Annotated in this window: 11 protein-coding genes; 7 read left to right on the top strand and 4 right to left on the bottom strand. The window is 58.9% G+C overall.

Features of this window, described 5'->3' with window-relative positions; genetic code table 11:
• Positions 1-24 precede the first annotated feature (24 nt).
• The gene (locus LG31_RS0103460; protein WP_033113111.1) at positions 25-621 is read left to right on the top strand and encodes an acetate uptake transporter; all 597 of its coding nucleotides are present in this window, start codon (positions 25-27) and stop codon (positions 619-621) included.
• A gap of 74 nt (positions 622-695) precedes the next feature.
• On the opposite strand, the gene LG31_RS0103465 is transcribed toward LG31_RS0103460, so the two are convergent.
• Positions 696-1,493: a M90 family metallopeptidase gene (locus LG31_RS0103465; protein WP_274518908.1), complete on the bottom strand. Its 798-nt coding sequence runs from the start codon at positions 1,491-1,493 to the stop codon at positions 696-698.
• Between the two features lie 32 nt (positions 1,494-1,525).
• Positions 1,526-1,963: a GNAT family N-acetyltransferase gene (locus tag LG31_RS0103470; RefSeq protein ID WP_033113113.1), complete on the bottom strand. Its 438-nt coding sequence runs from the start codon at positions 1,961-1,963 to the stop codon at positions 1,526-1,528.
• A gap of 340 nt (positions 1,964-2,303) precedes the next feature.
• Here LG31_RS0103470 and LG31_RS0103475 point away from each other — a divergent pair, with 340 nt between their 5' ends.
• Positions 2,304-3,803: an alanine/glycine:cation symporter family protein gene (locus LG31_RS0103475; protein WP_033113114.1), complete on the top strand. Its 1,500-nt coding sequence runs from the start codon at positions 2,304-2,306 to the stop codon at positions 3,801-3,803.
• Positions 3,804-3,872: 69 nt separating this feature from the next.
• On the opposite strand, the gene LG31_RS0103480 is transcribed toward LG31_RS0103475, so the two are convergent.
• Positions 3,873-4,679 (bottom strand): crotonase/enoyl-CoA hydratase family protein, encoded by an 807-nt coding sequence (locus LG31_RS0103480; RefSeq protein ID WP_033113115.1) that lies wholly within the window; start codon positions 4,677-4,679, stop codon positions 3,873-3,875.
• A gap of 166 nt (positions 4,680-4,845) precedes the next feature.
• Between LG31_RS0103480 and LG31_RS0103485 the strand changes: the two genes are divergently transcribed.
• The 5 genes from LG31_RS0103485 (at position 4,846) to LG31_RS0103505 (ending at position 11,089) form a co-directional block, all read left to right on the top strand.
• Positions 4,846-6,633 carry a putative nucleotidyltransferase substrate binding domain-containing protein gene (locus LG31_RS0103485; RefSeq protein ID WP_033113116.1) on the top strand — a complete coding sequence of 596 codons (1,788 nt, stop codon included), beginning with the start codon at positions 4,846-4,848 and terminating at the stop codon, positions 6,631-6,633.
• 2 nt (positions 6,634-6,635) lie between these two features.
• Positions 6,636-7,262, top strand: coding sequence for a 3'-5' exonuclease (locus tag LG31_RS0103490; RefSeq protein WP_033113117.1), 627 nt, complete (start codon positions 6,636-6,638; stop codon positions 7,260-7,262).
• A gap of 107 nt (positions 7,263-7,369) precedes the next feature.
• A complete protein-coding gene (locus tag LG31_RS0103495) occupies positions 7,370-7,681 on the top strand; it encodes a DUF485 domain-containing protein (RefSeq protein WP_033113118.1) in 312 nt (103 codons plus the stop codon).
• Positions 7,678-9,330, top strand: coding sequence for a cation acetate symporter (locus LG31_RS0103500; RefSeq protein WP_033113119.1), 1,653 nt, complete (start codon positions 7,678-7,680; stop codon positions 9,328-9,330). Before LG31_RS0103495 ends, LG31_RS0103500 begins: the two co-directional genes overlap by 4 nt.
• 166 nt (positions 9,331-9,496) lie before the next feature.
• Positions 9,497-11,089 carry an ABC-F family ATPase gene (locus tag LG31_RS0103505; protein ID WP_033113120.1) on the top strand — a complete coding sequence of 531 codons (1,593 nt, stop codon included), beginning with the start codon at positions 9,497-9,499 and terminating at the stop codon, positions 11,087-11,089.
• Between the two features lie 199 nt (positions 11,090-11,288).
• Here LG31_RS0103505 and ppiD read toward each other — a convergent pair whose 3' ends face one another.
• Positions 11,289-13,202: a peptidylprolyl isomerase gene (gene ppiD, locus LG31_RS0103510; RefSeq protein WP_033113121.1), complete on the bottom strand. Its 1,914-nt coding sequence runs from the start codon at positions 13,200-13,202 to the stop codon at positions 11,289-11,291.
• Positions 13,203-13,274 lie beyond the last annotated feature (72 nt).

A 13,274-nucleotide genomic window follows, 5' to 3' on the forward strand; every position in this document is an offset into this window, starting at 1 on the left:
ACCTCTATTTTTGGAGAACGCCACGTGAGCGAAAAATTGGCCAACCCTGCCCCCCTGGGTCTGATGGGTTTCGGTATGACCACCATTCTGCTGAACATCCATAACGCAGGTTTCTTCCCCATCAGTGCCATGATCCTGGCCATGGGCCTGTGCTATGGCGGCATTGCCCAGATCATCGCGGGCATCATGGAGTACAAGCGCGGCAACACCTTCGGTGTAACTGCCTTCACCTCCTATGGCCTGTTCTGGCTGAGCCTGGTTGTCCTGCTCATCATGCCGACCATGGGTCTGGCCGAAGCGACTCCGCACGCCTACATGGGCTGGTACCTGCTGATGTGGGGTGTGTTCACCCTGTTCATGCTGATCGGTACCGTCAACTACCCGCGCGTGAAGCAGTTCGTGTTCGCTTCCCTGACCGTGCTGTTCTTCCTGCTGGCCGCCCGTGACTTCACTGGCAGCACCCTGATCGGCACCATCGCCGGTTTCGAAGGCATCATCTGCGGCGCCAGCGCCATCTATCTGGCCATGGCTACCGTACTGAACGAGCAGTATGGCCGCACCATCCTGCCGATCGGCGATCACAAGAAAGCCGCCGCAGTCCAGCTGAAAGCCGCTGCCTGATTGGCGCACGCTCAAGCTTGAAAAAAGGCACCCTCGGGTGCCTTTTTGCTATCTGCCATGTTGTTAATCCGGATTCACAACAGCATGCCCTCGCCATCCCCGGCCAACAGGCGGGTCGGCGGAAAACGGCGCGCCGGCTCCTGGCCAAACAGCAGTGTCAGTTGGCGGTAAACCTCGGGATAGACACTGCGCAGGCGCAACGGGTCGGTAAAAAAGTGCTCGCAGCAGACCGCGAAGAACTCGGCCGGATGCTCGGCCGCATAGGGGTCGATGGCGGGAGCCTCACCCTGATCGAGTTGCTGGCAGAGCACATCAAAAGCATGCTGGAACACCTGCTGCCACTCCTGCCGGCTCATATGCCCCGGCAGTGGCGGCGCTCCATCCGCCTCGCCCCCCAGCATGTCTATCTTGTGGGCAAGCTCGTGGATCACCAGATTGAAGCCATCCCAGTCACCATCCAGTTGCAGCTCGCTCCAGGCCAATACCAGCGGCCCCTGGGGCCAGGACTCACCGGCATTCTCCTCTTCCACCTCGCTCACCAGCCCAAACTCATCCTGCACCTCCTGCCGTCGGGTCACGGGCTCGGGAATAATGATGATCTCGTGAAAACCGCGATACCAGTCAACGCCAAGATGCAGGATAGGCAGAGCCGCCTGCAGTGCCAGAATGGCTTGCTGGCGCTCGCTTAAGGTAACACCAAGCTGGGTCAGAGTTTTGCGCTTGAGTAGCTGACGGCCCAGACTTATCAGAGTTTGTTGCTCACTCTCGGTAAGCCCCTGCAAGATCGGCACAACAGTAAGCGCACGTAGCCACAGCTCTTCCTCTTCTTCGCTCATTTTCACCGTGCCACGGCCACGAAACCAGTTGAACAATCTCAGCACGCCCACTCCTTCTCATTTTCTCTTTACAACAGTTTGACGAATCGTTTGGGCCGCTCCTGATATGCCTGCGCCAGATAGAAGCGGTGGGCATCTTCGCGCTTGAGGCTGCTGGAAAGCTCCAGCTGACTGCACCCGGCTTCGCGAGCCTGACGCTCGGCCTCACATAATAACGCAGCACCAATGCCCCCTCCCCTTGCACGATCATCGACGACCAGCGCCGAGATCAGGCCCCATGCAGGTGCAACATGCAGTGGTTGCAGCCAGTGCCATACCAGCACGCCGACCACTGTCTCAGCCTGCTCGGCCAGCAAGACGCGGGTGGCAGCATCCTGCCCCAACAGACGTTGCAGCAGCTCATCAACCTCTGCAGCATACCCTAGTTGGGTAAAGAGGTGGGCCATGGCAGTGGCATCCGACGGTAAAGGAGCGCGGATAACGAGTGGAGCAGGGAACATTTGCATGATTGGCCTTTTGTTTGCTTAACGGGATCCTGGCTGCTCCGGCAGACGCAGATCAGCATGGTAGCGGGTATCTCTGGTCACAGAAAATAGCGCATGCCATTATCGCAACGCAGTTGTCAATTCACAAAATTGCAACAACGCAACATTTTTCGCTGGGAAGCGCCGGAACAACTCGATATGTTACAGCCCATGCATGGCGCACTATCGTGCCCTGCCGAACACTTCACCACAGCGCCAACCTGTTAACTCATTTGTTAACAATTGGCGTAACACAATGACAGCGAGCGAGACAGAGATCTCGCCGGAAGTACAACACAAAACAACAAAGGAGTTGTTGTAGATGAATGAGATCGTCAATGCTATCAACGGTGTGATCTGGAGCCCTGCGCTCATCTATCTGTGTCTGGGGGTAGGCCTCTACTTCTCAGTGCGCAGCCGCTTTTTGCAACTGCGCCATATGGCCGAAATGGTCCGGCTGATGTTTGATGGCAAGAGCACGGATGCGGGGGTCTCCTCCTTCCAGGCGCTGGCCATGACCCTCGCCGGTCGCGTCGGCACCGGCAACATTGCCGGTGTTGCCACCGCCATTACCTTCGGTGGCCCGGGCGCCATGTTCTGGATGTGGATGGTAGCCTTCCTCGGCTCCAGCTCCGCCTTCGTGGAGTCCACCCTGGGTCAGGTCTACAAGGAGAAGATCAACGGCGAATACCGCGGCGGGCCGGCCTTCTACATCGAGAAAGGGCTTGGCATGAAGTGGTATGCCTGGACGTTTGCCATCGCCACCATATTCGCATGCGGTGTACTGCTGCCGGGCGTGCAAGCCAACTCCATCGGCGCCAGCCTGCAGACTGCGTTTGATATCGATCCGAACGTGACCGCGGCCGGTCTGGCACTGCTGCTCGGCTTCATCATTTTCGGTGGTGTCAAGCGCATCGCCAACTTTGCCAGTACCGTGGTGCCCTTTATGGCGCTGGGCTACATCATCGTGGCCTGCGTCATCATCGCCCTCAATATCTCTGCCCTGCCGGGCGTGCTGTTGCTGATCTGGAAAAGCGCCTTCGGTTTTGATGCCGGCTTTGGCGCCATTCTGGGTCTGGCCATCATGTGGGGGGTCAAGCGCGGGGTCTACTCCAACGAAGCGGGTCAGGGTACCGGGCCGCACGCCTCCTCTGCTGCCGCAGTGAGTCACCCGGCCAAGCAGGGTCTGGTGCAGGCGTTCTCCGTCTACATCGACACCCTGTTCGTCTGCTCCGCCACCGGCTTTATGCTGCTGATCTCCGGCCTCTATAACGTGCAAGGGCCGGATGGTACTGCCCTCTATACTGGTATTGCTGGTGTGGCGGCAGGCCCTGGGTATGTGCAGACCGCCATGGAGAGCATGATGCCGGGCTTTGGCAGCATGTTCGTGGCCATCGCGCTGTTCTTCTTCGCGTTCACCACCATCGTCGCCTACTACTACATCGCCGAGACCAACATCGCCTACATCAACCGTAAGGTGAACCGTCCCTGGCTGACTTTTGTGCTCAAGCTGACCCTGATGGCCTCTACCGTCTACGGTACCGTCAAGACCGCCGAGCTCGCCTGGGGCATGGGTGATATCGGGGTAGGTCTGATGGCCTGGCTCAACATCATCGCCATCCTGCTGCTGCAAAAGACCGCCTTTGCCTGTCTGCGCGACTATGAAGCGCAGCAAGCCAAAGGGCTGGATCCGGTATTCCACCCGGAGAAGCTCGGCATCAAAAACGCCGACTACTGGGCTGGCCATCGCTCCGAAGACAACCTGGAGCAGGAGAAATCTGGTCACCCCTTCGAGCCGGATCTGGATCGCAAGATCTCCTGAGACAAGCCTCTAACGCGCGTATAAAAAATGGCAGCCTCGGCTGCCATTTTCTTTTCCTGTTGTTCCACCTCAGAGTGCGTTGCGACGCGGCCCAAAGGGCAGCCGCCAACGAAACAGGCTGTTGAAGGTGGCGCGCCACTGATTAGGACGTCCCAAAATCTGCTTTTGCAAACGGGTCTCTTCTTTCAGCATCGCCTCATCACTGCGCGCCCAGGCCTGACTGTAGAGCTGCTTGATCCCCGCCAGCGCATCCGGCGATTTGGTGATGAGGGTGCGGGCAAACTCCCGCGCTTCCACCAACGGATCGGCGCAGACCCGGCTCACCATCCCGAGGGATTTCGCCTCAACCGCATCCAGCTCGCGCCCGCTCATGGCCAGCTCCATGGCGGTATCCAACCCCATCAGGTTGCGCATGGTGACGCTGCCGCTCATGTCGGGGATGATGCCCCACTTGATCTCCATCACCGAGAAGCGGCAATCGGGGGTGCTAAAGCGAAAATCGGCGCCCAGGGCAATCTGCAAGCCACCACCAAAACAGACCCCCTGGGTGACCGCAATCACCGGCACCGGCAGCTGATGCCAGCCATAGGCGACCCGCTGGGCCAGATTGGTCGCCTCGTCTGCCTCGCGTTTGAGAATATCGAGAGCGGCAACCGGTTGGCGCAGCATCGATTTCACATCCAACCCGGCACAAAAGGCCCGCCCCTCCCCGTGCAGAATCACCGCTCGCAATCCCTTCAATTGTGCAAGTTGCGTCAGCGTCTCATCAATGGCGCTGAACATAGCCCTGTCCAGCGCATTGAGTTTCTCTCCCCGCATCAGCATCACTTCGGCGATGCCGTCGTGGACCTCGCACTTGACCCTTGGTTTTTCCATCTCCCCTGTCCTCTCCTTGATCCCGATAATGAACACACTGGTCATACCACAAAGTTATCAGAGTGTGAACAGACGGTACAGCTGAGACTAAAGTCGGCTGGTCGGCGCGGTTCCCCTTTGTCACACTGGGCACAAGGGGTGCCATATCCCGCTAGAGGACGCAGTCATGTCAATTCTGTTCAATTTTGCCAGACCACCGTTTGACCGGCTGGATGCAGAGGCGCGTGAACAGCTCTCCCGCCACCTCTCGCTCTGCTACTTTCGCGCTGGCGATACTCTGCTCAACGCGGGAGATGAACCTCCCGGGCTCTATCTCGTCATCAAGGGGGCGGTGGAAGAGTCGGCTCCCCACCACCAGTTTGGTGACTACGGGGTCGATGACCTGTTCGATGTGCGGGCCCAATTTGACGGCCGCTGCCGCCATACTTTTATTGCGCTGGAAGACACCCTCTGCCAGCTTATCCCCCGCTCGGCCTTTCTTTCTCTCTGCGAACAAGACTCGCAGTTTGCCAGCTACTTCACCGCCAATCTGGCCGAACGCCAGCGCCAGCAGGAGCTGCGCGAACAGCTGGGACAGAAGAATCTGGCAGAATTTATCCTGACCCGCATCGAACCCGGTCATTTGCAAGCGCCGCTTATCGTCGACAGCAGGCTGTCATTGCTGGCAGCCACCGAGGCCATGGTCGCTCAGGGGACAGATTGTCTGCTCTACCCCGCCCACGACGGTTCGCTCACGCTGGCCACCCGCAAGACCCTGCTCCACGCCCTGACCCTCAAGGGACTGCCGCTGGAGGCGCCCCTCTCGGTACTGACCCCTACGCCGCTCATCGGTCTGCCGCTGGAGAGCTATCTGTTTGATGCCTTGCTGCTGATGACCCGCCATCGCATCAAGCGACTGGTGGTGTGGCGTGGCAACGAGGTGGCGGGCATCCTGCAACTGACTCAGGTGTTGGGGCTCTTCTCTACCCACTCCCACGTACTGACGTTGCGTATCGCCCGCGCCGACACTCTGCCCGCGCTGGAGGCGGTCGCCCGCGAACAGCAACAGCTGACCCGCTCGCTGTTTGCCCAAGGGATCCACACCGCCTTTTTGATGAAGCTCATCGCCACCATCAACGAGCAGCTGATCGCCAAGGCCTTTGCGCTGATGATCCCGCCCGAGGTGCAAGAGAAGGTCTGTTTGCTGATGCTGGGCTCGGAGGGTCGTGGCGAGCAGATCCTCAAAACCGATCAGGATAATGCCCTGATCCTGCCAGAAGCGCTGGCGTGGCCCACCCAGGGCGCCGATCTGGCCGCATTCAGTGCGCTGCTGGAGCGCCTCGGCTACCCCCTCTGCCCCGGCCAAGTAATGGTGAACAATCCGGCATGGGTAAAAACGGGTGAGGAGTGGCAAAGCGCCATTGCCAGCGCCTGCACCACGGCCAGTGAGGAGGAGCTGCTCTGGCTGGCCACGCTGGCTGATGCCCACCCCATCGCCGGAAATCGCCAGCTCCATCTGCCTGTTGCCAGAGCGCTGCGCGAGCAGCTGGCCGAGCGGCGGGATCTGCTGGCAGAGATGGTGCGACCGGCGGTGGCCTTTCACGCCCCCCTCACCCTGTTTGGCCGGCTTGAGCAGCGTCCCGAAGGGCTTGATCTCAAGCGCGGCGGCCTGTTCCCGCTGGTCCATGGCATCCGCATGCTGGCCCTTGAAGCGGGTATTCTGGAGACCTCGACCCTGGGGCGTATCGATGCGTTGGTAACCGCAGAGCGGCTCAGCGCCAGCTTTGGCACCAACCTGGCCGAAGCGTTTCGGCTCTTTATCCGGTTGCGACTGCGCAGCCAGCTCAAGGGGGGCAACAGCCGGGTACAGGTCAGCGAGCTCAGCCATAGCGAACGGGATCTGCTGCGTCAGGCACTGCATCAGGTGAAGAAATTCCAGCAGTGGCTCACCTTGCACTTTCGTCTGAGGCAATAGCCATGTTGAGCCATCTTCGCCGCATCTGGTATGGCCGGGACTTCCGGCAAGGGGAGTTCGCCCGGTTATTCCAGCCTCCTCCCGATGATGAGCTGGTCGCCCTCGATTTCGAGACCACCAGCCTTGATCCCGAGCAAGCCGAGATCGTCTCTATCGGTGCGGTGCGCATCCAGGGCAATCGACTGCTGACCGGCGAGGCGCTCACCATCAAGGTGCAAGCGCCCGCCACACTTAGCGAACAGTCGGTGGTGATCCACGGTCTGCGCCATCAGGATCTGCAACAGGGTATGACGCTGGAAGCCGCGCTGCGCCTGCTGCTCGACTTTATCGGCCCACGCGAACTGGTGGGTTATCACATCGCCTATGACCTGCGTATTCTCAACCTGGCTTGCCTGAAATTGTGGGGATTGACCCTCCCACAACGAGGCATAGAGGTGAGCCAGCTCTATCACGATCACCTCTATCGTCGTTATCCCGATGCCGTTATCGATCTTCATCTGGAGGCGATCTGCCGCCATCTGGCGCTGCCTGCCCTGCCCGCTCACGATGCGCTGGCCGATGCCACCACGGCAGCACTTGTCTATCTCTGCCTGACCCGGGGCTCTGCGCTGACTTATCCCAAAGTCTAATTGTCGAGCAATAACATTTAATTCACATTTTGCTTACATGAGCAGATTACCTGCTCGTCGGGGTTACCCCATCCACCGCTGACACTCATATGTCATGGAGAACTGCAATGGAACAGCAAAGCTATCTGAGGATCCAGCAAGATCCCACCTTCCAGGAGCTGGTCGCCAAGCGCCAGCGTTTTGCCTGGGCCCTCTCGGCTATGATGCTGGGACTCTACCTGGCCTTTATCCTGCTCATCGCCTTTGATCCCGGTTGGCTCGGCACCCCGCTCAGCGAGGGGTCGACCATTACCCGCGGCATCCCGGTCGGAGTGGGGTTGATCCTCTCCTCTTTCGTGCTGACCGGTGTCTATGTGTTTCGTGCCAACGGCGAGTTTGACGAGCTGAACCAGAAGATCCTCAAGGGAGTGAAAAAATGAAAGGCAAACTCTTGCTGCTGGCCTCACTGGCCTCTTCACCCCTGCTGGCCGCCGATGCGATAAGTGGCGAGGTGCATCGCCAGCCCCTCAACATCTCGGCCATTCTGATGTTCGTAGTCTTCGTGGCCGCCACCCTGTTCATCACCTACTGGGCCTCCAAACGCAACCGCTCGGCCTCTGACTACTATGCAGCGGGTGGCCGCATCACCGGCTTCCAGAATGGCCTGGCCATCGCTGGCGACTACATGTCCGCCGCCTCCTTCCTCGGGATCTCGGCGCTGGTCTACACCTCTGGCTACGATGGCCTCATCTACTCCATCGGCTTTCTGGTGGGCTGGCCCATCATTCTGTTCCTGATCGCAGAGCGGCTGCGCAACCTCGGTAAATATACCTTCGCCGATGTCGCCTCCTACCGCCTCAAGCAGACCGAGGTGCGTACCCTCTCCGCCTGCGGCTCGCTGGTGGTGGTCGCCCTCTATCTCATCGCCCAGATGGTCGGTGCCGGCAAACTCATCGAGCTGTTGTTCGGCCTCCAATATCATGTTGCCGTGGTACTGGTCGGTATCCTGATGGTGCTCTACGTGCTGTTTGGCGGCATGCTGGCCACCACATGGGTGCAGATCATCAAGGCAGTGATGCTGCTCTCCGGTGCCAGCTTCATGGCCATCATGGTGATGAAATCGGTCAACTTCGACATCGGCACCCTCTTTAGCGAAGCGGTGAAGGTACACGAGAAAGGGATCGCCATCATGAGCCCGGGTGGTCTGGTCGCTGACCCCATCTCCGCCATCTCGCTCGGTCTGGCACTGATGTTCGGCACCGCCGGCCTGCCTCACATCCTGATGCGTTTCTTCACCGTGAGCGATGCCAAGGAAGCGCGCAAGAGCGTCTTCTACGCCACCGGCTTTATCGGTTACTTCTACATCCTCACCTTTATCATCGGCTTTGGCGCCATCCTGCTGGTCAGCACCAATCCGGCCTTCAAGGATGCCACTGGCGCCCTGCTGGGCGGCACCAACATGGCGGCGATACACTTGGCCGATGCAGTCGGTGGCAGCCTGTTCCTCGGCTTCATCTCTGCGGTCGCCTTCGCTACCATTCTGGCGGTGGTCTCCGGGCTGACCCTGGCGGGTGCATCAGCGGTCTCCCATGACCTCTATGCCAGTGTCATCAAGAAGGGCAAGGCCAACGAAGCTGACGAGCTGCGGGTCTCCAAGCTCACTACCGTGGTACTGGGTGTCGTCGCCATCGGTCTTGGCATCCTGTTCGAGAAGCAGAACATCGCCTTCATGGTGGGTCTGGCCTTCTCCATCGCCGCCAGCTGTAACTTCCCGGTGTTGTTCCTCTCCATGTTCTGGTCACGCCTGACCACTCGTGGCGCCGTCTACGGTGGTTGGCTGGGGCTGGTGAGCGCGGTGACCCTGATGATCCTGGGCCCGACCGTGTGGGTGAAAGTGCTGGGCCATGCCCAGGCCATCTTCCCCTACGAGTACCCGGCGCTCTTCTCCATGGGGCTGGCGTTTGTCGGGATCTGGTTCTTCTCCATCACCGACAGCTCCCAGAGCGCGGCTGACGAGCATGCCAAGTTCCTGCCGCAATTCGTTCGCTCCCAAACCGGGCTGGGTGCCTCTGGCGCCACCTCCCACTGATGATTGGATGACACAACCAAGCCGGCCTCGTGCCGGCTTTTTTCATACTGGATCCCTCAACGGCCAAATACGCTTCTGACCGATCCAGATCACAGTTCTTGCTAAAACTTTTGGGGGATCTGTGCCATAATGCGCGCCATTTGACAGACCAACCGGGACACTCATTTTGTTAAGCAGCAATAACATCACCATGCAATTCGGCGCCAAGCCGCTGTTTGAGAATATCAACGTCAAGTTTGGCGGCGGCAACCGCTATGGCCTTATTGGCGCCAACGGCTGTGGCAAGTCCACCTTCATGAAGATCCTCGGCGGCGATCTGGAGCCCACTGGCGGTAATGTGAGCCTGGACGTCAATGAGCGGATCGGTAAGCTGCGTCAGGATCAGTTCGCCTACGAAGAGATGCGCGTACTGGACGTGGTCATGATGGGTCACACCGAGCTGTGGGCTGCCATCGCCGAGCGCGATGCCATCTACGCCAACCTCGAAGCGACCGACGATGACTACATGAAGGCTGCCGAGCTGGAAGGTCTGGTCGCCGAGTATGACGGCTATACCGCAGAATCCCGCGCAGGCGAGCTGCTGCTGGGTGCCGGTATTCCTATCGAGCAGCACAACGGCCCGATGAGCGAAGTCGCACCAGGCTGGAAACTGCGGGTGCTGCTGGCACAGGCGCTGTTCTCCAACCCCGATATCCTGCTGCTGGACGAACCGACCAACAACCTGGACATCAACACCATTCGCTGGCTGGAACAGGTGCTCAACGATCGTGAAAGCACCATGATCATCATCTCTCACGACCGTCACTTCCTGAACTCCGTCTGTACCCACATGGCGGATCTGGATTACGGCGAGCTGCGCGTCTATCCGGGCAACTACGATGACTACATGCTGGCCGCCACCCAGGCGCGCGAGCGTCTGCTGGCTGACAACGCCAAGAAGAAGGCCCAGATCGCCGATCTGCAATCCTTCGTCTCCCGTTTCAGTGCCAACGCTTCCAAGTCCAGTCAGGCGACCTCCCGCCTCAAGCAGATCGACAAGATCAAGATTGAGGAAGTGAAGGTCTCCAGCCGTCAGAACCCCTTCATCCGCTTCGAGCAGGAGAAGAAGCTCTACCGCAACATTCTGGAGATCGAAGGCCTGTCCAAAGGTTATGGCGACGGTCCCCTGTTCAAGGGCCTCAACATGATGCTGGAAGTGGGTGAGAAGGTCGCTATTCTGGGTACCAACGGTATCGGTAAATCGACCCTGATCAAGACACTGGTCGGGGATTTGGCACCGGATACCGGCACCATCAAGTGGTCCGAGAACGCCCAGATCGGTTACTACGCCCAGGATCACGCCGAAGATTTCGACACCGACCTCAATGTATTCGACTGGATGGCCCAGTGGAAACAGGAGAACGAAGACGAACAGGCTGTGCGCTCCGTGCTGGGTCGCCTACTGTTCTCCCAAGACGACATCAAGAAGCCGGTCAAAGTACTCTCCGGTGGTGAACAGGGTCGCATGCTGTTCGGCAAGCTGATGATGCAGCGCCCCAACATCCTGATCATGGATGAGCCGACCAACCACCTGGACATGGAATCTATCGAATCCTTGAACCTGGCTCTCGAGATGTACAAGGGCACCCTGATCTTCGTCTCCCACGACCGCGAATTCGTCTCCTCTCTCGCGACCCGCATTCTGGAGCTGAGCGAAGATGGCATCCGCGACTTCGGCGGTACCTACGAGGATTACCTGCGTACTCAGGGCGTGGTGTAACCCCTGCGCAGCACAAGCTCGCAATGAAAAACCGGCACACATGTGCCGGTTTTTTTATGTCCCATGTTTATGGCGACTGATATGGCTTACGGCTGTACAGCGATCACAGAGAGCTGGGAGCTGGGTTAAGTATCTCCCTCACCCACAGATAAAAAAACGGCTCCATCAAGGAGCCGTTTTCACTGGATTGAACTGACGATTACTCGACAGTCGCTTCCACGCTGGTGAAGTACTCGATCTTGGCCACTTTGCGCAGCTCGTCGATCAGAGACTTGTAATCCACCTGTGCTTTGCCCTGACCCAGCTGACCTTGCAGCATGGCAACCATCTTGGAAGGCTCGGCAGGTACGTTCACCTTGTCCAACGCAACCACGACGCGGTCACCGTTGCTCTCGGCAACCAGCGCCACGCTCGGCTTGCCATCCTTGGGATGGGGCAGCGTGAAGGCTTCGGTAACCAGATTCTGATCCATCTCGCGATCGAAGCGGGATACCCCTTTGTGGGTTTGCACCTTCAGACCCAGCGCAGCCAGATCGCCATCGATGCTCTTGCCAGCCTTGAGCTTGTCCAGCAGGCCCTGGGCCTTGCCACGAGCCACTTCACCGGCCTTGTCGTGCTTGATGGCGGCAATCACCTGCTCTTTGACCTCGGCCAGCGGCTTGACCGCTTTGGGCTTGTGACCGGTGATGTGCAGCACCAGCGCCTTGCCGTCAGCCAGCTCGATCACGTCGGAGTTGGTGTTGTCATCGCGCAGCTGCTCGGAGAACGCCACGGAGAGAACCTTGGGATCGTTAAGCGGAGCAGGTGCAGAACCCTGGCTGAAGTAGTCGGAGGATTGCACCTTCAGACCCATGGCCTCGGCGGTCATGTCCAGCGAATCGGGGTTTTCGAAGCTGTTGTCAGCCATCTTCTGCTGCTCGGCAAAGAAGCGCTCTTTGGCCTTGTCGCTCTGCAGACGGTTGATAGTCTCTTCCTTCACGTCAGCAAACGGCTTGGTTTGAGCAGGCTCAACCCCCAGCAGCTTGATGATATGGAAACCGAACGGGCTCTTGACGACGGCGGAGAGATCGCCCGCCTTGTTCAGGGCAAAGGCAGCCTTCTCGAAGGACGGATCCATCACCCCTTTTTCGAACCAGTCCAGCTCGCCGCCTTTTTTGGCGGAGAAGGTATCGGAGGAGTCAGCCTTGGCCAGCGCGGCGAAATCATCGCCCTCCTTGGCTTTGGCCAACACGGCTTCTGCTTTCTGCTCGGCCGCTTTCTCATCCTTGCCAAACGGGATCAGGATGTGAGCAACATGACGACGCTCGGGACGCTGGAACAGATCCTGATGCTGGTCGTAGTAATCCTGGGCATCCTGTTCGGTGACCTTGATATCCTTGGCGAGGTTGGTCGCATCCAGCAGCAGGTAGTCTACTTTCACCTGCTCGTCATTCATGAAGTGGGCGCCATTGGCCTTGTAGTACTGCTCCAGCTCGTTGTCGGAAACCTGTACGTCAGCCACGTAGTTGGCGGCCGCCAGACGCACCAGACGCAGATCGCGAGTCTGGTTGTAGAGCTTGTCGAGCTGTTCGGCTTCACCCTTGAGGGAGAACTCGGTACCCAGCAGGGCACTCATCAGCTGTTGACGCACCATGTCCTGACGCAGGGAGTCGCGGAACATTTCGGGAGTCATGCCGGCACGACGGATCAGCTGCAGGTAGCGATCATTGTTGAACTTGCCGTTCTCGGCAAACTCGGGCATGGCGACGATGGCCTGCTTGATCTGCTCATCACTGACGCGCAGACCCAGCTCGCGAGCCTTGCTGTCCAGCAACGCCTGATCGATCAGGCGATCCAGCACACCGCGGCGGAACTGTTTCATGTAATCGGGGTTCGCGGCCAGCTGGCTGAATGCCTCTCCCATCTGGGATTCCATGCGGGCGCGCTCGTTGCGGTAGGCGTTCTCCAGCGCGGCTGCACTGATATCTGTGCCGTTGACAGTGGCGGGGGCGGTACGGGCCGGACCATTCAGGTAACTACCTACACCAGCCAAAGCAAAGGAGAGGATGATCAGGCCCAAGATAACCTTGGCTACCTTGCCTTGCGCCCCTTCGCGTAGTTTATCCAACATCATGTTTGTACTTATGCTCCCGAACTCGATGGGCGTAAATAATGAAAAGGCGCACCGATTGCGATGCGCCTTGGT

The organism is Aeromonas lacus (genome assembly GCF_000764665.1).
GTDB classification, from domain to species: Bacteria; Pseudomonadota; Gammaproteobacteria; order Enterobacterales; family Aeromonadaceae; genus Aeromonas; species Aeromonas lacus.